Below are 20,033 nucleotides of genomic sequence, written 5' to 3' on the forward strand. Positions count from 1 at the left end.
AGGCCCCAGCGCTGGGCGACACGGGCGAAGAGCCGGTAGGTGCCGCCGTACGCGTCGTCGGGGATCACCACGTGGTCGCCCGGCTGGCACACGGCCCGCAGCAGAGTGTCCTCCGCGGCCAGGCCACTGGCGAAGGCCAGCCCCACCGGCCCACCCTCCAGCGCCGCCAGGCACTCCTGGAGCGCGTCGCGGGTCGGGTTGCCCGAGCGGCTGTACTCGTAGCCGAGCCGGGGCGCACCGACGGCGTCCTGCGCGTACGTGCTGGTCTGGTAGATCGGTGGGATCACCGCGCCGGTGCGGGCCTCAGGGTCCTGGCCGGCGTGGATGGCGAGCGTCTCGAAGCCGTGGTTCATGGTGTGAGGCTAGTGCCCCGTCCCGAGGGCTGGAACGGAACCCGCGCTCCCGGGCGGGAGCCGGACCGTCTGGCCCGGCCCCACACCCGGAGAGGTGGTCAGGCGGCCGGGACGGGCAGGACGTGCAGGGTCGCCGGACGGGCTCCGGTCCAGTCCGAGGTGACCGCGTAGACCCGGGCCCCGTTCGGGGACCAGGCCAGCCCTCCGGCGCTGAGCTCGGCACCCAACTCGTAGCGGGCCAGTTCGGTGCCGTCGGCGCTGAACAGGAAGACGTCCGGGTCGTACGCGGCATCGGCGCCGGCGGCGATCTGGGTGCCGGTACGCGACACCTCGACGGCACGCGGGTAGGGCCCGGTGGCGTACGTCGCGGTGGGGCTGGTGATGTCGGCGAACGGGAACGCCTGCACCAGCGGCGGGGACCCGGCAGCCGTGTAGAGAGTGGCACCGGTCGGGTCCAGGGCGATGTCACGCAGGTTGCTGCCGACGGCCGAGAACTGGTTGGTCCGCAGCAGGGTCAGTGCTCCCGCGGTGCCGATGCCGTAGGCGTAGACCGACGCCGGACTCAGCGACGCCTGCCCGGCGAGCAGCACCGACCGGTTCTGACTGGCGGCCGCCAGCAGTGGCGCGTTGTAGAAGTCCTCGCTGGCGACCCCGGTGCTGAGCCGGGCTGGTTGACGTCCCAGGTCGATCCGGCCGATGTTGCCACCCCACTGGTCGCATCCGTAGCCGAACCACAGGTAGCGCCCGGTGAGCGCCAGCGACGACGGGCACTCGCCCGCGCCGGTGTCGTAGCGGGCCGACTCGACGAGTGAACCGGTGTCGAAGGCGGCGATGGCGTTGGCTGTCGGCAGCGCCACGTAGAGGGTCCGCCGGTCGGCGCTGAGCAGCAGGTCGGTGGGGCCGGGCAGGTCGGACAGGGTGCCGACGACCGCGCCGGCCGCGCTGGTCACGACGACGTCGGTGGCGGAGCGGCCGCCGCTGACGAAGACCCGGTCACCGGCCGACACCACGTCGGCCACCGTGCTCAGCGGCAGCGGGGTCGCTGTCGGCGCGGCGGCGGCCAGGGCCTGGCCCGGGACCCCGCCGGTGAGCAGACCGGCGGTCAACGCCGCCACGGCCAGGCTGATGCTTCTTCTGAGGTGCAAGGTTCGTCCTTTCGGAGCTTCGCCACAGCACGCCACCCCCGTGCTGATCGATTCATGTAGATGGATACCACAGTCGGGCCGCGCGCAGGGGGCGGCGTATCCCGCGAGGTCGCGGCATAGCCTGTGCCGATGAGCGGTTGCGTGTTCTGCGGGATCGTGGCGGGTGAGGTGCCGGCGTTCCGGGTGGCCGACACCCCGGACGGGGTGGCGTTCCTGGACACCCGGCCGGTGTTCAAGGGGCACGTGCTGGTGGTCCCCCGGGTGCACCTGGTGGCCCTGACGGATCTGCCGTCCGACCTGCTGCCGGGCTACTTCGCGCTGGTCCAACGCCTGGCGGTGGCCGTGGAGTCCGGTCTGGGGTCTGGCGGGACGTTCGTGGCGATGAACAACAAGGTGTCCCAGTCCGTCCCGCACCTGCACACCCACGTGGTGCCACGGACCAAGGGCGACGGGCTGCGCGGGTTCTTCTGGCCGCGTACCCGCTACGAGGACGACACCGAGGCCCAGACCTACGCGGACCGGGTCGCCGCCGCGCTCTGAGGCGCGGCCTGACTCACACTCGCGCGGGTAAGGAAGGTGGACCCACCGGTGTTGCACGCTGCGAGAGGTACGAGAGGAGATCCCCACGTGTTTTTGCGCCGTATGAACGCCGAGATGGTTTCGCCCGACCAGGCCCTGCCGGGCCGTCCGATCGCCATGCCGGTCGCTGACCGGCACGAGGTGCTGGGCACCCCGTTGAAGGGCCCGTTCCCGGAGGGCCTCCAGGTAGCGGTCTTCGGTATGGGCTGTTTCTGGGGCGCCGAGCGGCTGTTCTGGACGCTGCCCGGTGTCTACACGACCTCCGCCGGCTACGCGGGTGGCATCACCAAGAACCCGACGTACGAGGAGACGTGTTCCGGCCGCACCGGGCACGCCGAGGTCGTCCAGGTGGTGTACGACCCCAGCAAGATCAATTATGAGGACCTGCTGAAGGTCTTCTGGGAGAACCACGACCCGACCCAGGGCATGCGCCAGGGCAACGACGTGGGCACCCAGTACCGGTCGGCGATCTACACGACCACCGACGAGCAGCGGACCATCGCCGAGTCGTCCCGGGACGCGTTCCAGCCGATCGTGGCGCGGGCCGGCAAGGGTGAGATCACCACCGAGATCGCCCCGCTCGGCAGCTACTACTTCGCCGAGGACTACCACCAGCAGTACCTCGCCCCGACCAAGAACCCGAACGGGTACTGCAACCACGGCCCGAACGGGCTGAGCTGCCCGGTCGGCGTGGCGCGCGTCGGCGGCTGACCACCACTGCGTGAACTGACAAGGCCACTGGGTTTCGCACCCGGTGGCCTTGTTTCATTTCGGTGGCATGGTGACCCGCCCGACGGCTGCCCCTGCTCGCCCCGGAACGCCCATCAGCGTGGCGCGTCAGGACCGGTCGCGTAGGCGCACGGAGACGAGCATCTGCCACCGGTCGCGTCTTCCACGATGAGCGCCGAAGTGTCCGCGTCAAGCCAGTAGCGCTGCCCCGGCTGGACAAGCACGGGCCGCCGCAGAACCAGCGGCGCACCGCCGCCCAGGCTCACCTCAGAAATGAGCGTCAACCGCTGTGCGCGCGTCTCGCCTGCCATCGGGCAACGATAGTCCGAACCCCTGCGGCCGGCCGAGACGCGGAGGCGGCATGCATCGTCGGACTCAAGAAGTGCGCTGGCCACGGCCCGAACGGACTGAGCCGCCGTCTGCGCGGCCCGAGTGGGGCGCCTGCTATGTGTCAGTGACGTACACACCCGATCCCCGGACGCCGACCACGACCCCCCGCGCTTTCAACCCCTCAACGGCACGCGCCACAGTGCGCCGGGCCGAGCCATATTCATCGGCCAGCGCGTCGTACGTCGGGAGGCGCTGCCCGCGCGGAAACTCGCCAGCACCGATGCGCCGCAGCAGATCAGCTTCGATCTCATGCGCGGTGTGGGGTATCGGCACGCACACAGGTTGCGCCTACCCACAGCAGGGGCTACTTACACCCATTGCCCTACTGGCACTACTGGCACTAATATCGAATCTGCGCGGCGGGTAGTGGATCTGGGATCGGCGCCTGTCGCTGCACCGAATGGGCGTCCGCCGGTCTCACCGATCAGGTGGGCGCCCCTCATACGGCGAGGAGTAGCGATGTTCAGTGCGCGGGCAGACGGCAATCAGCCGGCGCGGGTGCCGATTGAGCTCGAAGTCTCGACGTGGAGCGTCGTCGTCACCGGCCAAGTTACCTGCGGCAAGTGCTGGCGGGCGCTACGGATAGACACAGCCACGACACCCGGCGAGATTGCCGAAGTCGTCGGTGGCCACCAGGAACGTTGTGCACGGACGTCGCTACGGCCGGCACCCTAGCTTGGACCAGGGCCGCCTGCACTCTCGGCGGCTGTGGCGCTGGCCGTGACAGTCAGGCGAGTGAAACCCCAACCTCTTCCACGAGGCACCTGGCATATGCGGTGAGCAAGACGCCAGGAGAGGTAGTTGCTGCATCGTCGAACCGGCCTACCACGCGCTTCAGACCCGACGGAGCGGCGCGCCAGGAGGGCACGATGAGCAACGACGACGCTAGCCGTCCATACGGCTACGCCAAGCCGGTCGTCGTGCCCGAAACCCTTGATCGGCTCCGCGGGCCCACGGCTGGGGTGGTAGAGCTTCCACGCCATCTGAAGTGGTCTGGCAACCCCCGGTACGACCTCGCGCAGCCGGGACGCATCGGCGATTTCTACCGGACAGTCCTGAACGAGGCTGCCCGTCCGGCCGACATCCACGACTACGTCAGCCGCGACGCTCTGATCCGGATCTGGCCATCGATGCGGTTGCCCCAGGCGGTGCGCCTCGCCTGGGAAGAACGCTTCCCTGAACTCCGTCGCACCCCTCGCCATGCCGCCAGACATGAGGCCGCCCGGCCACATCAAGATCACTAGCTGCTCTCGCAGGCTTTGCACGCCGTGCGACCTAGCTGAACCGGCCGGGCATTCCCATCTGACCCTGTGATCGAAATCCGTTGCCGCGGGCGGCGAGAACTCGATAGCGTGGCCGTACACGTGAAAGGAGGTGGTCCAGACTTGTATAGCAATCGGACTCGTGAGGTGGCTGTCAGCTAGCCGCTGTCCTCGACAGTGATCGGCCTGCCGCGAGGCAGGTAAAAGCACCATCGTCGAGACCGTGTGGCAGCGGTGCGGCGAATCCACGACAGCCACCCGACCCCCGGGGTGCCGGCCAAGTCCAGCCGGCCCGCGCGCGAGCGCGGAGCGCCCCGGGGGTCGCTCCATCTCCGGAGGCCCGCCGATGTCGATGCGCGAACTGGTGGTGCTGGGGACGGCCAGCCAGGCACCGACGCGGCAACGCAACCACAATGGGTACGTGCTGCGCTGGGACGACGAGGTGATCCTCTTCGACCCGGGTGAGGGCAGCCAGCGTCAACTCCTGTACACCACCGTCACCGCCACCGACCTGACCCGGATCTGCGTCACCCACTTCCACGGCGACCACTGCCTCGGCCTGCCCGGCACCATCCAGCGACTCTCCCTGGACCGGGTGCCGCACCCGGTCGCTGTGCACTTCCCCGCCGGGGGCGCCGAATACTTCGCCCGGCTGCGGCACGCCACCTCCTTCTACGAGACCGCCGAACTGCGGGTCGAACCCATCGAGGCGGACGGGCAACGGATCGCCCTGCGCTGCGGCACGCTGGAGGCGCGCCGGCTGCGGCACCCCATCGAGACGTACGGCTACCGGCTCGTCGAGCCGGACGGCCACCGGATGCTGCCGGAGAAGCTGGCCGCGTACGGCATCGCCGGGCCGGCCGTCGGCGAGCTGATCCGCGTCGGCCACCTGGACCTCGACGGGCGTCGCGTCACCCGCGACGAGGTCAGCGAGCCCCGGCACGGGCAGCGATTCGCGTTCGTGATGGACACCGGCCTCTGCGACGGGGTGTACGCCCTCGCCGAGCACGCCGACCTGCTGGTCATCGAGTCGACCTTCCTGGAATCGGAGGCCGCGCTCGCCGCCGAGGTCGGCCACCTCACCGCGGCGCAGGCCGCCCGGGTGGCGACCGAGTCCGGGGTACGCCGACTCGTGCTCACCCACTTCTCCCAGCGCTACCCCGACCCGCGCCGGTTCCACGACGAGGCACGCGAGCACTTCGACGGTGAACTGATCATCGCGGAGGATCTGACCACGGTGCAGATCCCACCCCGCCGGGTAACCTCGGCCGGGTGACCGTCACGCTCCGCTCCGCGACCGGCGACGACCTGATAGCGGTGGGTGCCCTGCACCAGCGCTCCCGGGTCGCCGCGTACTCCGCCTTCCTCCCGGTCGAAGCCCTGGCCGACCCGACACCGGAGGCGATGGGGCGGTACTGGGTCGAGCGGTGGCGCTGGGAACGGGACACCCACCGGATGACAGTGGCCGAGCGGGCCGGAGTGCTGGTCGGGTTCAGCCACCTGGGCCCGGACGACGAGGACGACCCCGCCACCGGGCTGCTCAACGCGATTCACCTCGACCCGCGCGAGCAGGGCCGGGGCGTCGGTCGTGCGCTGATGGTGGATGTCCTGGACGCCATGCGTGCCAGGGGTTGGCGTCGCGCGGTGCTCTGGGTGCTCCGAGACAACGCCCACGCCCGCTCCTTCTACGAGCGCGGCGGCTGGACGTCGACGGGCATCGAACGCGAGGAGCACATCGGCACGGCCCTCACCCCACAGGTCCGCTATACCCGCCCCCTCTAACCCAACCCCACCCCACCCCGCGCACCCCGCCCCGCCCGCGCAGACCTGCCTGGTCGCGCCGACCCGCCTGGTCGATCATGGACTTATGGTGGGCGCTTTGGTGACTTATGCCCCCTTTGCGCACCACCACAAGTCCATGATCGACGCGCAGCCGGGGGCGAGGGCGGGGCGGGGCAGAGTGCGGGGTCGGGTGGTGGTGCGTATGCGTAAGCAGAGCAAAGGGCGCGACAGTCACCCGGCGCCCCGCCGGCAGGCGGGGCACCGGGCGGGAGTCAGTGGGCGCCTAGGTGGGCCAGAAGGTCCTGGCGGGTCAGGACGCCCTTGGGCTTGCCGTCGACCAGCACCAACGCGGCGTCGGACTTCTCCAGCAGCCCGACCGCCTCGCTCACCGGCTGACCACCACCGATCATCGGCAGCGGGTCGCCCATGTGCCGCTCGATCGTGTCGTGCAGGTGGGCCTGGCCGGTGAACAGCGCGTCGAGCAGGTCCCGCTCGGCGATCGACCCGGCCACCTCGCCGGTCACCACCGGCGGCTCGGCCTTCAGCACCGGCAGCTGCGAGACGCCGTACTCGCGCATGTAGTCGATCGCGTCGCGAACCGTCTCGGTCGGGTGCACGTGCACCAGCTCGGGCAGCCCGCCCGGCTTGCTGGCCAGAGCGTCGGCCACCGTCGGCTCCGCGCCGGAGTTGTCGAGGAAGCCGTACCGGGCCATCCACGAGTCGTTGAAGATCTTCGACAGGTAACCCCGGCCGCCGTCCGGCAGCAGCACCACCACGACGTCGTCCGGACCGGCCTTGCGGGCGACCTCCAGCGCGGCGACCACCGCCATCCCACAGGAGCCGCCGACCAGCAGGCCTTCCTCGCGGGCCAACCGCCGGGTCATCTCGAAGGACGCCTTGTCGGAGACCTCGACGATCTCGTCCGCGACACCCCGGTCGTACGTCTCCGGCCAGAAGTCCTCGCCGACGCCCTCCACCAGGTACGGACGGCCGGTGCCGCCGGAGTAGACCGAACCCTCCGGGTCCGCCCCGACGACCCGGACCCGACCCTCGGACGCCTCCTTGAGGTACCGCCCGATGCCGGAGATCGTGCCGCCGGTGCCGACGCCCGCCACGAAGTGGGTGAGCCCACCCTCGGTCTGCTTCCACAGCTCCGGGCCGGTGGTCTCGTAGTGCGAGCGCGGGTTGGCCGGGTTGCTGTACTGGTTGGGCTTCCAGGCGCCGGGGATCTCCCGGGTCAGCCGGTCGGACACGTTGTAGTACGAGCGCGGGTCCTCCGGCGCGACCGCGGTCGGGCAGACCACCACCTCGGCGCCGTACGCCCGGAGCACGTCCTGCTTGTCCTGGCTGACCTTGTCCGGGCAGACGAAGACGCACTTGTAGCCCTTGAGCTGGGCCACCAGGGCCAGCCCGACACCGGTGTTGCCGCTGGTCGGCTCGACGATGGTGCCGCCGGGCTTGAGCAGGCCGGCGGCCTCGGCGTCCTCCACCATCCGCAGCGCGATCCGGTCCTTCACCGAGCCGCCCGGGTTGACGTACTCCACCTTGGCGAGCACGGTCGCCTGGATGCCCTCGGTGACGTTACGCAGACGTACCAGCGGGGTGTTGCCGATCATGTCGACGACGTTGTCGTAGTACTGCACGGTGTGCCCTTCGTTGCGGCGCCGGCGACGGCGGCCGGGCAGACGTTTACTCGCGCCCAGCGTACGTGCCGTCAGGGCACCAGCCCCCCGGGGATGACCGAGCTGCGGCGGCCTTCCCACTCCAGGAAGCGGTCGGTCTCGGCGAGCACGCTGCCGGCCAACCAGGTGATCATGACCGCGTCGTCGGCGAGCCCGAAGATCGCCAGCGGGATCTCCGGGAGCAGGTCGATCGGCGAGACGATGTACGCCGTGGCCGCTGTCATCAGGGCCAGCCGGAGGCCGCCGTCGTACTCCCCCTTTGTGGTGGCCCGGATCATCCGAGGCAGCGCGGCCAGGCGGGTGCCCAACGACGGCCCACCCCGGGCCCCGGATGCCAGTGCCCGCGCCAGTGCCGCGAACGCCGCGCTGCGCTTCAGTGTCTTCCCCATCGTCGTGCTCCTCTCCGCCGGATCAGCGTGGCGGGTCCGCGCAAGTCGGCCGGCCTCTCCTGGACAGATACCCCGTCGCGTCGGTTTCCAGGCACCCGGGTGCCGTCACGACGACAGCGGCGTGTCGTGCCGGCGCGATAATGTCGCGGTATGGGGGTGGCTGATTCCGTCGTACCCGGTGGTGCGAGATGGCGACAGGCCCGGCGGTTCGCCCGCCTGGTGGCCATCGGCACGGGTGCCACCGCGGCGGCCGCGGTGGCTACCGGCGGGGTGCTGCTCGGCCAGGCTCGGCAGGCTCGACGCACCATCCCGATGGCCGAGGCGCCGCCCCCGCGATGCGACGGCATGTACGGCGCGAAGTTCCCCGGTCCTGCGCTCACCATGGTCGTGCTCGGTGACTCGTCGGCGGCCGGCTACGGGGTGCACCGCCGTCGGGAGACACCTGGGGCGCTGCTCGCCAACGGTCTGTCCCGTCGGCTGCACCGGCCGGTGCGACTGCACCGCTTCGCGGTGGTCGGTGCCATCTCCTCGGCGCTCCGTCACCAGGTGGAGGCGGCTCTGGAGTGCCGACCCGACATCGCGGTGATCCTCATCGGTGGCAACGACATCACCAACCGCACCCCGCGCGGGCTGGCGGTGCGCTACCTGGTCGAGGCGGTGCACACGCTGCGCGACGCCGGCTGCGAAGTGGTCGTCGGCACCTGCCCCGACCTGGGCGCGATCCGCCCGATCCAACCGCCGCTGCGGTGGTTGGCGCACCGGTGGAGCCGGCAACTCGCCGCCGCCCAGACGGTCGCCGTGGTCGAGGCGGGCGGTTGGACGGTCTCCCTCGGCGACCTGCTCGGCCCCCGGTTCACCGCCGAGCCGACCCGGATGTTCGCCTGGGACCGGTTCCATCCCTCCGCCGAGGGTTACGCGATGGCCGCCGCCGCGCTCCTGCCGACGATGCTGTCCGCGCTCGGCGCTGCGCAGGAAAGACGGGTTACGCCGACCCGGGGCGAGGGCGTACGGTCGCTGCCTGAGGCCGCGCAGGAGGCGGCCCGGCACGCCGGCACGGAGGTCAGCGCCACCCGGGTCCGGGGCCGCGACCGAGGGCCGGCGGGCAGGTGGGCGCAACTGCGTCGCCGCGCGTTCTTCGGTGTGGGCGCGGCGCCGCAGCACGGGTCCGCCTCGGACACCTCGACAGTGGAGGGACTGGCATGAACGAGCGCACAGTGCGGGGCGTGACCGCCGGCGTCGCCGGCCGGCTGGGCCGAGCGGCGGCGTTCTCGCTGCTCGCCGGCACCGTGGGGGGCGCTGCCGTCCTGGCTGGCGAGGCGTTCGTCGCCCGACACCGTCGCTACGCCCAGCCGGAGCTGGGGCTGGCCCTGCGGGCCACGATCGGCCGGGCCGAGGCTCCCCCGCTGCGGCTGGTGCTGCTCGGTGACTCGTCGGCCCTGGGCGTCGGTGTCGACCGTCTTGAGGACACCATCGGCGGGCAGTTGGCACACCTGCTCGCCGAGGGCCCGACCGGCCGGCGGGTGCACCTGTCCAGCGTCGGTGTCTCCGGTTCCCGCTCGACCGACCTGGCCACCCAGGTGGCCCGGTCCCTGCTCGGTGAGCGGCCCGACGTGGCGCTGATCCTGATCGGCGCCAACGATGCCACCGGGCTGCGCCGGCCCACCGACGCGGCGGCCTATCTCGGCGCGGCGGTGCACCGGCTGCGGGAGGCGCGGGTCGAGGTGGTCGTCGGCACCTGCCCCGACCTCGGCGCGGTGCGTGCCATCGCCCCTCCGCTACGCCAGGTGGTCGGCTGGTCCGGCCGGCGGATGGCCCGAGCGCAGACCACTGCCGTGCTCGACGCCGGCGGCTCCGTGGTCGACCTGGCCACCGAAACCGGGCCGGTGTTCCGGGCCGACGCGGGGACGCTCTGCCACGACGGCTTCCACCCCTCCGCCGACGGCTACCGGGTCTGGGCGCACGCGCTGCTGCCCGCCGTCGCCGCCGCCGCGACGGTCGCCACCCGGCGCTAGATCGGCCCGGCGGGGGTGACATTTCCCGCCGCGCCTGCGCCTTCCGCGCCATGTTACTGACGGGTTAACGTTGGTCCATGCCGATTGAGTCGTCCCGCGACGCCGTCATCGTCGCCACCGCCCGCTCCCCCATCGGCCGGGCGCACAAGGGGTCCCTGCGCGACGTCCGCTCCGACGACCTTGCCGCGACCATCGTCCAGGCGGCCCTGGACAAGGTCCCCGCGCTCGACCCGACCACCATCGACGACCTCTACCTCGGGTGCGGCCTGCCCGGCGGCGAGCAGGGCTTCAACATGGCCCGGGTGGTGTCGACGCTGCTCGGTCTGGACACCGTGCCCGGTGCCACGCTCACCCGCTACTGCGCCTCGTCGTTGCAGACCACCCGGATGGCGATGCACGCGATCCGGGCCGGTGAGGGCGACGTGTTCGTCTCCGCCGGCGTGGAGATGGTGTCCCGCTACGCCCGGGGCAGCTCCGACGGGCTGCCCTCCGAGGCCCAGGCCCTGGTCGGCGGTGGCTGGGAGAACCCCCGCTTCGGCGCGGCCGCCGAGCGCTCCAAGCAACGCGCGCAGGGCGGCGCCGAGGTGTGGACCGACCCGCGCGAGACGGGCGACCTGCCCGACATCTACCTGACCATGGGGCAGACCGCGGAAAACCTGGCCCAGGTGTACGACGTCACCCGCGCCGACATGGACGAGTTCGGCGTACGCAGCCAGAACCTCGCCGAGAAGGCCATCGCCGACGGTTTCTGGGCCCGGGAGATCACCCCGGTCACCACGCCGGACGGCACCGTGGTGAGCACCGACGACGGTCCCCGTGCCGGCGTCACCCTCGACGCGGTCTCCGGCCTCAAGCCGGTGTTCCGCCCAGACGGCCGCATCACCGCTGGCAACTGCTGCCCGCTCAACGACGGGGCGGCCGCCGTGGTGGTGATGAGCGCCCAGCGGGCCGAGGAACTCGGGCTCACCCCGCTGGCCCGGATCGTCTCCACCGGTGTGACAGCCCTGTCGCCGGAGATCATGGGCCTCGGGCCGGTGGAGGCGTCCCGACAGGCGCTACGCCGGGCCGGGATGACCATCGACGACGTCGACCTCGTCGAGATCAACGAGGCGTTCGCAGCGCAGGTCATCCCCTCCTACCGCCAGTTGGGCATCCCGGAGGAGAAGCTGAACGTCATGGGCGGCGCCATCGCGGTCGGTCACCCGTTCGGGATGACCGGTGCCCGGATCACCGGCACCCTGCTGAACGCCCTGGAATGGCACGACAAGACCATCGGTCTGGAGACGATGTGCGTGGGTGGTGGCCAGGGCATGGCCATGGTGCTCGAACGGCTGAGCTGAGCCGCCGCCCGTCGCTCCCGCCCATCGCGGAGCAGGCCTCAGAGCGCGCTGCGGGTCGCCGTCACCTCGGCGGCGGCCCGCGCCAGCACCTCGTCGTCGGCCCCGGCGGCCAACAGGTCCGCCACCACCACGCGCACCTGGTCGGGTAGGGCCAGGTCGTTGTCCAGCCGGGGCACCGTCCGTCGCGGCTCCCCTTCTGCGTCAGCGGCCAGGTTGGCGACCTCCTGCACCAACCGGTGCACCAGGTCGGCGCGGGACGCGTTGCCTGCGGTGGCGACCGCCGCCCAGCGCGGTTGCTGCCAGTGCACCACCTGACGCACCAGCAACGTCACGGCCTTGTCCAACTCCGCTGCGCTCATCGCCGCCGAGTCTACGGCCGGTTGCGGGCGTCGGTCAGCGGCGCAGGTAGCTGAGCAGCCGCAGCAACTGCCAGTAGAGGAAGACCAACCCGGTGAGCAGGCCGAACGCGCTCAGCCACGCGAACCGGCGGGGTCGCCCGTCCCGCACCGAACGCTCGACGAGATCGAAGTCGAGGATGAAGCTGAACGCCCCGGCGATGATGGCGACCACCGAGAAGGCGTACGGCAACCAGCCGACCTCGCCACTGACGCTGTAGACCGCCAGCCCCGGCCGTCCGGAGATCAGGTACGACACCAGGTTGACCACACTGAGCACGGCGATGCCGAGCAGCGTGCCGATCACCAGACGCGCCAACCGGGGGGTCGCCCGGATCACCCGGGCCCGGTAGAGCGCCGCCATGCCGAGGAAAACGCCGAAGGTGCCGGCCACCGCCTGCACCACGATGCCGGGATAGACCTGCTCGAAGGCGCGGCTCGCCACCCCCAGCAGCAGACCCTGGAGCACGGCGTAGCCGACGATCGGCACCGGGTTGGTGATCGCGCGCAACGAGATGACCAGGACCAGCGCGATCGAGGCGAGCGCGCTGCCGGCCAGCGCGGCGCCCAGCCACGCCGCGTCCGGGATCACCGCCCAGGACACCGCCGCCGCCGCGCCGGTGACGAGGAGCAGCCCGACGGTACGCACCACCACGTCGTCGACGGTCATCGGCTCGACGTCGCGGGAGCCGAGCACCCGGGCCTCCACCCGGCCGGCCTCGTCCAGCCGGTTGAGTACCGGGTTGTTGCTGCGCACCGCCGCCTCCTTCGCCCGCGTACCCCCGGGTGTTGCCCTCGCAGTCACTCTGCCCCGGGCGGACCGGCGGCGGCGGGGAAACGGCGCGGACGACGGCGCCCGCCCCCACCAGAGCGGGGACGGGCGCCGTTCGGAAGGCCTGACGAGGTCAGTCGTCGCCCTGGAAGTAGCTCAGCAGGCGCAGGATCTCGATGTAGAGCCAGACCAGGCTGACCAGGATGCCGAACGCGGCCACCCAGGAATAGCGCTGCGGCAGGCCCATCCGGACGCCGTCCTCGATTTCCTTGAAGCTGAGCACGAAGCTCAGCGAGGCGACGACGATGCAGACCAGGCTGAAGCCGATCGCCAGCGGGCTGCCGTCACGCAGACCGGTGTTGACGCCGAACATCGCCAGCACGAAGTTGATCAGCATCACCGCGAAGAGGCCGGTGATGACAGCGATCATGCCCTTGACGAACGCCGGGGTGGCCCGGATGACCTTCGCCTTGTAGAGCATCGCCATCAGGAAGAAGATGCCGAAGCTGGCTGCGGCGGCCTGGAGCACGATGCCGTCGTACGCCGTCTCGAACGCCTTGCTGACCATGCCGACGAAGACACCCTCGACGACCGCGTACGCGATGACGAGTGCCGGGTTGGCCATCCGGGAGAACGAGATGATCAAGCCGAGGACCAGGCCGACCACCGCCGCGCCGATCCAGGCGGTACCGACCAGCGCGTCGGGCACGAGCACCCAGGCGGCCGCAGCGGTGATGCCGAGGATGCCGAGGAGGGCGACCGTCTTGACGACCACGTCGTCGACGGTCATCGGCGCGACGGTGGGGGGCGCGGCCGGGTAGCCGGCCTGGGACGGGTACTGCTGGGGAATGCCGGGCTGTCCGTACGGCCCGGCCGGGGCGTACCCGGCGGAGCGCTCCCGCTCGGCCGCTTGGCCGAGCCGGGCGAGCACCGGGTTCGAGGTCTTCACTGTCTGGCCTCCCTCAGGGGGTCGTTTGCACGTGAACGTGCCCTCCAAGAGTAAACGGCGCAGCCAAGTCCTGGTGATCACGAATGAGAATGCGTCTGAGTGACGGGTGCCCGGGGCGGGGGTCGAACCCGCACGCCTTTCGGCAGCCGCTTTTAAGGCGGCCGTGTCTGCCTTTCCACCACCCGGGCGGGTGGCACCGGCGCGCCGACACGCACAGTGCAGTGTCACCGTAGCCGGTCTCCGGCGACCCGGCGTACCCCGACGGGTTGGCCACATTAGGGTCGATGCCGTGAGCAGCGCAGCCCCCACGGCCCCCGACGCCGCCCCTGAGCAGGCCTTCCGCCCCGCCGATCAGGTCAACCGCCGTCCTCGGACCACCCGGCTGCTGGCCGCCGTCGGCCGACACCGGGGCGATGTGCTTGTCGCTCTGCTCTGGGCCGTGCTGGCCGGCTGGCTCACCCACGGACTGTGGCCCGACCCCGCCGGCCGCATCCTGTCGCTCAACCCGGAGGACCAGGCCCTCTACGAGTGGTTCCTCGCTGTCGACGCCCGCGCGCTGCTCGGCGACTTCGACCTGCTCAGCGACCGGCTCAACGCCCCCGACGGCGTCAACCTGATGGCCAACACCACGGTGATCGCGCTCGGCGTCGCCTTCGCGCCGGTCACGCTGCTGCTGGGCGCGCCGGTCACCTTCGCGCTGCTCGCCGCCGCCAACCTCGCCGGCACCGCTCTCGCGTGGTACCTGCTGTTCCACCGGACGCTGCGGGCCCGCCGGCTCGCCGCCGTGCTCGGCGGGGCTCTGTGCGGGTTCGGCCCGGGGATGGTCTCGCAGACCAACAGCCACCTGCACATGACCGCCCAGTGGCTGGTACCGGTGATCGTGTGGCTGGTGGTCCGGCTGCTGCGCGCGTCCGACCCGGGGCCGACACCCGACGGTCCGGGTCGCGACCTGGCCGCCGGGCCGGACCGCCGACGGATGATCACCTCCGCTGTCGGGCTGGCCGCCGCGGTCACCGCGCAGGTCTTCGTCGGCGAGGAGGTGCTCTTCCTCGCCGCCATCACCCTGCTGGTGATGGCGATCAGCTATGCCGTGGCGGACCGGGACCTGGCCCGGCGGGCGCTACCCGGCTTCGCCGGCGGGCTGGCCATCGCCGCCGGGCTGGCCCTGATGGTGCTCGGCTACCCGCTGTGGTTCCAGTTCGCCGGCCCGCAGGGAGTCGCCGACGGCATGTTCACGCCGGCCTACTTCTCCGCCGACCTAAGCAGCTGGTGGACGGTCTCCCCACTGTCGGTGGCCGGCAGCGACGAGTCGGCCCGGCTGACCACCGGACCGGCCGAGTACAACACCTTCCTGGGTTGGCCCCTGCTGCTGGTCGCCGCGGCCTGCGCGATATGGGTCGGGCGACGTCGACTGGTCTTCGCCTGCGTCGTGGCGGGCCTGGTGATGGGTGCGCTCTCCCTCGGCCCGGAAGTGGTGCTCGGCGGTACCAAGACGGCGATTCCCGGCCCGTACGCCCTGATCGGCGGGCTGCCGGTGGTGGACGGCGCGCTGCCGATGCGGTTCGCGCTGGCACTGCTGCCGATCATCGCGACACTGCTGGTGCTGGCGGTCGACCGGGCTCTGCGGAGCACCGGTCGCGTACGACGGCTGGTGCCACTGGCCGTCGGCGCGGCGCTGCTGCCGATCTTTCCGACCCCGCTGCCGACCGCCGAACGACCCGCTGTGCCGGAATTCGTCACCGGCGGACACTGGCGGCAGTGCGTCCGCCCTGGTGGGGTGCTGGTCCCGGTGCCACTGCCCACGCCCAAGGAGCCCTGGCCGATGCGCTGGGCCACCGCCGCCGACGCCGCGTTCGGTCTGCCGGAGGGGTTCTTCATCGGCCCGTACGGGCGGGGCGGCAGCGCCGCGATGGGCACCTTCAAGCAGCCCACCTCCGCTCTGCTGGCGGACGTCGCCCGACGCGGCGACCAACCGGCAATCGGCGACGAGCAGCGCCGTCAGGCCGCCCGGGACGCCGAGTTCTGGGGCGCCTCCTGCGTGGCGTTGGCCGACGGCGCCCCGCACGCGGAGAGCCTGCGGGCGACCCTGGAACAGCTCTACGGCCCAGCCACCCGGGTCGCCGACGCCTGGATCTGGCGGGTCTGACGGTTAGCCCAGGCATGACGAAAGGGCCCCCTCCGACGGAAGGGACCCTTTCGCAAGCTTGCTGGTCAGACGCGCGGGGCGCCGACCGGCTGAGATGCCTCGGAGAACTCCTCACGCGGGTCGTGCAGCTGCCCCAGGGCGACAACCTCACGCTTGAGGACGAACGCCAGCGTCCAGTCCACCACCACGCGGACCTTGCGGTTGAACGACGGGATCCGGCTCATGTGGTACGTCCGGTGCATGACCCAGGCCGGCCAGCCGGTCATCTTGATCCCGTACACCTGGGCGACGCCCTTGTGCAGACCGAGGCTGGCGACGCTGCCGACGTGCTTGTGCTTGTAGTCGACCGGCTCGCGGCCCCGGATCACGGCGGTGATGTTGTCGGCCATCCGAGCGGCCTGACGCACCGCGTGCTGCGCGCTCGGCGAGCAGAAGTTGCCCGGCTCCTTCGTCAGGTCGGGCACCGCGGCGCAGTCACCGGCGCTCCACGCCCCCTCGACCACCTGGTCGCCGTCGACCACCTGAAGCGTGGGCAGGCAGGTGATCCGCCGACGGTCGTCGCGCGGGAAGTCGGTCGAGTCCAGCATCGGCGAGGGCTTCACGCCGGCCGTCCACACGATCGTGTCGGACCGGAAGCTGTCACCGTCGGAGAGCTTCACCACGCCGTCAACGCAGGACTCGAGCCGGGTGTCCAGCCGGATGTCCATGTTCCGCTTCATCAGCTGCTGGACGGTGTAGGCGCCCATGTCCCGGTCGACCTCGGGCAGCACCCGCTGGGTGGCCTCGACCAGCACCCAGCGAACCTCGTCCTGCTTCAGCTCCGGGTAGTAACGCAGGGCGTCGCGAGCCATGTCCTCCATCTCGGCGAGCGCCTCGATGCCGGCGTATCCACCGCCGACGAAGGTGAAGGTCAGCGCCGCGCGACGGACGTCCGCATCGGGCGTGGCAGCGGCCACGTCGAGCCGGTCCAGCACGTGGTTGCGCAGGTAGATCGCCTCGCCGATGGTCTTGAACCCGATGCCCTGCTCGTGCAGGCCGGGGATCGGCAGGGTGCGGGACACCGAGCCCGGAGCCACGATCACGTGGTCATAGGTGATCTCACGGGCCGGGCCGCTGATCGGCTGCACGGTCGCCACCTTGCGGTCGTGCTCGATCCGCGTGACGGTGCCGGCCACCATCTTGCAGCGCTTCAACTCCCGCCGCAGCGGCACCACGGAGTGCCGCGGGGAGATGTTGCCCGCCGCCGCCTCGGGCAGGAACGGCTGATAGGTCATGTGCGGCTGGGGATCCACCACCATGACCTCAGCCTCACGGGAGCTGAGCTTCTTCGACAGGCGCAGGGCCGCGTACAGACCGACGTGCCCGGCACCAACCACAAGGATCCGCTTCGGATTCACGTTGTCTATCTTTCCCCGGCCGGCTCAGGTAATCCCGCTCGCGCCCCCCATCTGTGACGGAGCACAACCCCTGTGACCTGCGTAACCCTCCCGTAGCAGCGGTCACCGCCGCCGCAGGAGCCAGCCCAGCAACGCTGCCGTACCCACGGCGAGCAGCAAACCCAGCACCGTCACCCACTGGTATCCGGTGTCCGCGCCCATGGCCCCGGCCTGCAACAACAGCACCCCCAGCACGGCGGTGCCCAGCAGGACCGCCGCCGAGCGCAGCAGCCACCGAGTGATCAGTTCGGGGTCCACCACCGCGTCGTACGGCAGCAGCGCGGCCAGCGCGCACAGGGTGTGCCCCAGGTAGAGCAGGGCGGCGAGGGCGAGCAGCCGCCAGAGGGCAACCGGGCGGCCGTACCCGTCGGTGGCGAGCAACCAGCCGCCGACAGTGACCAACGCCGTGAAGGTCGCCCAGACCCGACGCGGGCCGAAGGCGGGCAACAACGCGGCAACCGTCAGGAACAGGATCGGCCGCCCGGCAAGCACCTCCGCGGGAAAGGCGAGGGCGAACCCGGCAAGCACGACGACGAAGATCGCACACCGCACCAGGAGCGGAGCGACGCTGATCCGGGTGACAGCGTTCTGGACCGCCCGGACCCGCCCGGACACGGCGTCGATCATCTGCCCCTCCGCTCGTTCGCGACTGCGGGGCTCGCAAGCTCACTCCTCGCGCTCACCGGCCACCAACCCTTGGGGCCGTCGCCATCCTCGCCACATCCCGCAGCACCTGGTCCAGGCTCCCGGCGCCGGCCCAGCGCACCACCGGCACGCCGTGCTCCCGGAGCTGCCCGATCATGACCTCACGATCCAACCGCCACAGCCGGTACGCCACCTCGGCCCACCCCCGGTCCTTCGGTGACACCAGATCCGTCGGCAACGTGTCGACAGCCACCACGAACCGGCCGGCGCGGGCCAACCGGGCGAGCATCTGCGCCGACCGTTCGTCAAGCAGCGGGGTGAGCACCACCACCAGCGCGTCCGACGACAGCAGTTGCGGGCCGAAAACCTGGTCGTACGGTTCGTGCGAGGACGACGTGACGTGAATGTCGAGCAGCCACTCCAGGACGGTCAGGTACTGCCGTCGTCCGGCCGCCGGACGGAGCCGGCGGGCTGCCGGCCCGTACTCCAGCAGCGAGACGCGGTCACCGCGGTGCAGGTAGTGCTCGGCGATCGCGGCGGTGGCCCGGACGGTGGTGTCCAGCACCGAGGCGGCACCGTTCACCCCGCCGGAACGCCCCGCCTCAGCGAGCACGTCGAGCAACACCACCACCTCAGCGTCCCGGTCGGAGAGGGTGGAGGCTACGTGCAGTTGGCGGGCGCGCAGCGAGACCCGCCAGTCGATCCGGCGCAACCGGTCCCCGGGGGCGAAGACCCGTACCCCGGCCAGTTCGCCGCCCTCACCGGGCCGCCGCGAGTGGTGCGCCCCGACCAGACCGGCGGCCCGGGGCATCGCCTCCACCGCCTCGAACGGCTCGGTACGCGGGTACACGCGCACGCGAACCGGCTCGACGATCACCGCGCGGGAAACCAGCAGGCCCCCTGCCGTGGCGACCCGAGCGCCGGCCGGGCCGACCGGGTGTCGGCCCCAACGCAGGGCGCGGCCGGCCAACTCCAGGTCGACAGCCGACCCGACGGGCACCGACGTCACGAACGGCCGGTCGGCCACCGAACGACCCGCGCCGCTGGCCGCCGGACCCTCACCACCGGTCGGCGGCACGTCGGCGACAGCCTCGTCCCGGGCGAAGCCGGCCCGGAATATCCGCAGCCACGGCGACACCCGGGTACGCAGCACCACCAGGTCGTAGTCGACAGTGTCCGGATTGCCGACGCTGACGGCCGCCGTCGCGGCGCCGCCCTCGACCAGTGGCCCGTCGTCACCTGCGGTGACCCACACCTGCGGCAGCGCCGTCGGCCGCCGACGCAGCGCGTACGCGGTGCCCAGTGCGAACGGGGCGGCCAGCACGATCAGGTCGACCCGCCCCAGCAGCACCCCCGCCACGAGCAGCAGACCGGCGAGCAGCACCGCCCGACCGAGCGCCGGGGTGGGCGCCCAGCCGGCGGCCGGTTCCGGCTCGGTGGATCTCGACTCGGTCGGTGCGGTCATCAGCGCTGGGGCCCGCCAGCGGCGTAGCTGGGCAGTGCGCCACTCGCCGGTGCTGGGGTGCCCTCCAGCACCTCGCCGACCACGAACGCCGGATCGACCCGGCGCAACCACATCTCCGGGCGCAGGGTGATCCGGTGGGCCAGCGCGGGTGCGGCCACCTCCTTGACGTCCTCCGGCACCACGTAGTCCCGCCCGGCGAAGACGGCACGCACCCGGGCCAGCAGCAGCAGCGCCAACGAACCGCGCGGTGAGGCGCCGACCAGCACCGACGGGTGCTCCCGCGTGGCCGCGGTGAGGGCCACGATGTACCGGCCGACGGAGTCCTCCACCACAACGTCCTCCAGGGCGGCCTGCATGGCCCGCAGCGTGGCCGCGTCGACCACCGCCTTGATGTCCGCCTCCTCGCGGCGACGACTCATCCGACGGCGGAGCACCTCCCACTCCTCTTCGTGGTGCGGGTAGCCGAACGAGACCCGCAGCAGGAACCGGTCCAGTTGCGCCTCGGGCAGCGGGTAGGTGCCCTCGTACTCGATCGGGTTGGCGGTGGCCAGCACGTGGAACG

20 protein-coding genes, 1 tRNA gene and 1 pseudogene are annotated in these 20,033 nt (G+C 71.4%); 9 read left to right on the forward strand and 13 right to left on the reverse strand.

What is annotated here, in order from left to right:
* Both ACWCO3_RS14560 and ACWCO3_RS14565 read right to left on the reverse strand, forming a co-directional pair.
* On the reverse strand, nt 1-353 hold a 353-nt coding region (locus tag ACWCO3_RS14560), incomplete at its 3' end, for a PLP-dependent transferase (protein ID WP_450010310.1).
* 98 nt (nt 354-451) lie between these two features.
* Nucleotides 452-1,498, reverse strand: coding sequence for a hypothetical protein (locus tag ACWCO3_RS14565; RefSeq protein ID WP_145786364.1), 1,047 nt, complete (start codon nt 1,496-1,498; stop codon nt 452-454).
* 129 nt (nt 1,499-1,627) lie between these two features.
* Here ACWCO3_RS14565 and ACWCO3_RS14570 point away from each other — a divergent pair, with 129 nt between their 5' ends.
* Both ACWCO3_RS14570 and msrA read left to right on the forward strand, forming a co-directional pair.
* Nucleotides 1,628-2,038 (forward strand): HIT family protein, encoded by a 411-nt coding sequence (locus ACWCO3_RS14570; protein ID WP_145786363.1) that lies wholly within the window; start codon nt 1,628-1,630, stop codon nt 2,036-2,038.
* 87 nt (nt 2,039-2,125) lie between these two features.
* Nucleotides 2,126-2,788 carry a peptide-methionine (S)-S-oxide reductase MsrA gene (msrA, locus tag ACWCO3_RS14575; RefSeq protein WP_357834651.1) on the forward strand — a complete coding sequence of 221 codons (663 nt, stop codon included), beginning with the start codon at nt 2,126-2,128 and terminating at the stop codon, nt 2,786-2,788.
* 462 nt (nt 2,789-3,250) lie between these two features.
* On the opposite strand, the gene ACWCO3_RS14580 is transcribed toward msrA, so the two are convergent.
* Nucleotides 3,251-3,475 carry a GntR family transcriptional regulator gene (locus ACWCO3_RS14580; RefSeq protein WP_358161851.1) on the reverse strand — a complete coding sequence of 75 codons (225 nt, stop codon included), beginning with the start codon at nt 3,473-3,475 and terminating at the stop codon, nt 3,251-3,253.
* A 590-nt stretch (nt 3,476-4,065) separates the two neighbouring features.
* Here ACWCO3_RS14580 and ACWCO3_RS14585 point away from each other — a divergent pair.
* From ACWCO3_RS14585 to ACWCO3_RS14595, 3 genes are all read left to right on the forward strand, one after another.
* Nucleotides 4,066-4,440, forward strand: coding sequence for a hypothetical protein (locus ACWCO3_RS14585; protein ID WP_358161853.1), 375 nt, complete (start codon nt 4,066-4,068; stop codon nt 4,438-4,440).
* A 364-nt stretch (nt 4,441-4,804) separates the two neighbouring features.
* A complete protein-coding gene (locus tag ACWCO3_RS14590) occupies nt 4,805-5,734 on the forward strand; it encodes a ribonuclease Z (protein WP_450010314.1) in 930 nt (309 codons plus the stop codon).
* Nucleotides 5,731-6,240 (forward strand): N-acetyltransferase family protein, encoded by a 510-nt coding sequence (locus tag ACWCO3_RS14595; protein WP_450010316.1) that lies wholly within the window; start codon nt 5,731-5,733, stop codon nt 6,238-6,240. The genes ACWCO3_RS14590 and ACWCO3_RS14595 overlap by 4 nt, the downstream gene beginning before the upstream one ends.
* A gap of 272 nt (nt 6,241-6,512) precedes the next feature.
* On the opposite strand, the gene ACWCO3_RS14600 is transcribed toward ACWCO3_RS14595, so the two are convergent.
* A complete protein-coding gene (locus ACWCO3_RS14600) occupies nt 6,513-7,883 on the reverse strand; it encodes a cystathionine beta-synthase (RefSeq protein ID WP_145786358.1) in 1,371 nt (456 codons plus the stop codon).
* A 71-nt stretch (nt 7,884-7,954) separates the two neighbouring features.
* Nucleotides 7,955-8,311 carry a YkvA family protein gene (locus ACWCO3_RS14605; RefSeq protein WP_269681092.1) on the reverse strand — a complete coding sequence of 119 codons (357 nt, stop codon included), beginning with the start codon at nt 8,309-8,311 and terminating at the stop codon, nt 7,955-7,957.
* A 150-nt stretch (nt 8,312-8,461) separates the two neighbouring features.
* Between ACWCO3_RS14605 and ACWCO3_RS14610 the strand changes: the two are divergent.
* The 3 genes and pseudogenes from ACWCO3_RS14610 to ACWCO3_RS14620 all read left to right on the forward strand — a co-directional run.
* Nucleotides 8,462-9,525, forward strand: a pseudogene (locus ACWCO3_RS14610) (SGNH/GDSL hydrolase family protein); the annotation flags it as partial.
* The gene (locus ACWCO3_RS14615) at nt 9,511-10,323 is read left to right on the forward strand and encodes an SGNH/GDSL hydrolase family protein (RefSeq protein ID WP_145786355.1); all 813 of its coding nucleotides are present in this window, start codon (nt 9,511-9,513) and stop codon (nt 10,321-10,323) included. The pseudogene ACWCO3_RS14610 and the gene ACWCO3_RS14615, both read left to right, overlap by 15 nt.
* A gap of 77 nt (nt 10,324-10,400) precedes the next feature.
* Nucleotides 10,401-11,663, forward strand: coding sequence for an acetyl-CoA C-acetyltransferase (locus tag ACWCO3_RS14620; RefSeq protein ID WP_354877623.1), 1,263 nt, complete (start codon nt 10,401-10,403; stop codon nt 11,661-11,663).
* 38 nt (nt 11,664-11,701) lie between these two features.
* On the opposite strand, the gene ACWCO3_RS14625 is transcribed toward ACWCO3_RS14620, so the two are convergent.
* From ACWCO3_RS14625 to ACWCO3_RS14640, 4 genes are all read right to left on the reverse strand, one after another.
* A complete protein-coding gene (locus ACWCO3_RS14625) occupies nt 11,702-12,022 on the reverse strand; it encodes a hypothetical protein (RefSeq protein ID WP_145786353.1) in 321 nt (106 codons plus the stop codon).
* A 34-nt stretch (nt 12,023-12,056) separates the two neighbouring features.
* Nucleotides 12,057-12,815, reverse strand: a complete 759-nt coding sequence (locus ACWCO3_RS14630) for a Bax inhibitor-1/YccA family protein (RefSeq protein ID WP_145786352.1) — start codon at nt 12,813-12,815, stop codon at nt 12,057-12,059.
* A 148-nt stretch (nt 12,816-12,963) separates the two neighbouring features.
* Complete coding sequence (locus ACWCO3_RS14635; protein ID WP_145786351.1) at nt 12,964-13,779, reverse strand: Bax inhibitor-1/YccA family protein; 816 nt, start codon at nt 13,777-13,779, stop codon at nt 12,964-12,966.
* Nucleotides 13,780-13,886: 107 nt separating this feature from the next.
* Nucleotides 13,887-13,967, reverse strand: a tRNA-Leu gene (locus tag ACWCO3_RS14640).
* A gap of 101 nt (nt 13,968-14,068) precedes the next feature.
* On the opposite strand from ACWCO3_RS14640, the gene ACWCO3_RS14645 reads away from it, so the two are divergent.
* Nucleotides 14,069-15,925, forward strand: a complete 1,857-nt coding sequence (locus ACWCO3_RS14645) for a hypothetical protein (protein WP_208745230.1) — start codon at nt 14,069-14,071, stop codon at nt 15,923-15,925.
* Between the two features lie 65 nt (nt 15,926-15,990).
* On the opposite strand, the gene ACWCO3_RS14650 is transcribed toward ACWCO3_RS14645, so the two are convergent.
* The 4 genes from ACWCO3_RS14650 to ACWCO3_RS14665 all read right to left on the reverse strand — a co-directional run.
* Entirely contained in the window at nt 15,991-17,322 is a 1,332-nt protein-coding gene (locus tag ACWCO3_RS14650; protein WP_450010320.1) for an NAD(P)/FAD-dependent oxidoreductase, read from the reverse strand.
* 102 nt (nt 17,323-17,424) lie between these two features.
* A complete protein-coding gene (locus ACWCO3_RS14655) occupies nt 17,425-17,985 on the reverse strand; it encodes a hypothetical protein (RefSeq protein WP_423436564.1) in 561 nt (186 codons plus the stop codon).
* Nucleotides 17,986-18,040: 55 nt separating this feature from the next.
* Entirely contained in the window at nt 18,041-19,471 is a 1,431-nt protein-coding gene (locus ACWCO3_RS14660) for a DUF58 domain-containing protein (RefSeq protein WP_145786348.1), read from the reverse strand.
* Nucleotides 19,471-20,033: AAA family ATPase (locus tag ACWCO3_RS14665; protein WP_450010322.1), on the reverse strand; the 563-nt coding region annotated here is incomplete at its 5' end. The genes ACWCO3_RS14660 and ACWCO3_RS14665, both read right to left, overlap by 1 nt.

The sequence above is a fragment of the Micromonospora sp. NPDC002411 genome (assembly GCF_053592955.1).

Excerpts from the sequence above, each read along its gene's own strand:
- ACWCO3_RS14585 (WP_358161853.1), top strand. The coding sequence starts at position 4,066 with ATGAGCAACGACGACGCTAGCCGTCCATACGGCTACGCCAAGCCGGTC.
- ACWCO3_RS14605 (WP_269681092.1), bottom strand. The coding sequence starts at position 8,311 with ATGGGGAAGACACTGAAGCGCAGCGCGGCGTTCGCGGCACTGGCGCGG.
- ACWCO3_RS14615 (WP_145786355.1), top strand. The coding sequence starts at position 9,511 with ATGAACGAGCGCACAGTGCGGGGCGTGACCGCCGGCGTCGCCGGCCGG.
- ACWCO3_RS14620 (WP_354877623.1), top strand. The coding sequence starts at position 10,401 with ATGCCGATTGAGTCGTCCCGCGACGCCGTCATCGTCGCCACCGCCCGC.
- ACWCO3_RS14660 (WP_145786348.1), bottom strand. The coding sequence starts at position 19,471 with ATGACCGCACCGACCGAGTCGAGATCCACCGAGCCGGAACCGGCCGCC.
- ACWCO3_RS14625 (WP_145786353.1), bottom strand. The coding sequence starts at position 12,022 with ATGAGCGCAGCGGAGTTGGACAAGGCCGTGACGTTGCTGGTGCGTCAG.
- ACWCO3_RS14590 (WP_450010314.1), top strand. The coding sequence starts at position 4,805 with ATGTCGATGCGCGAACTGGTGGTGCTGGGGACGGCCAGCCAGGCACCG.
- ACWCO3_RS14570 (WP_145786363.1), top strand. The coding sequence starts at position 1,628 with ATGAGCGGTTGCGTGTTCTGCGGGATCGTGGCGGGTGAGGTGCCGGCG.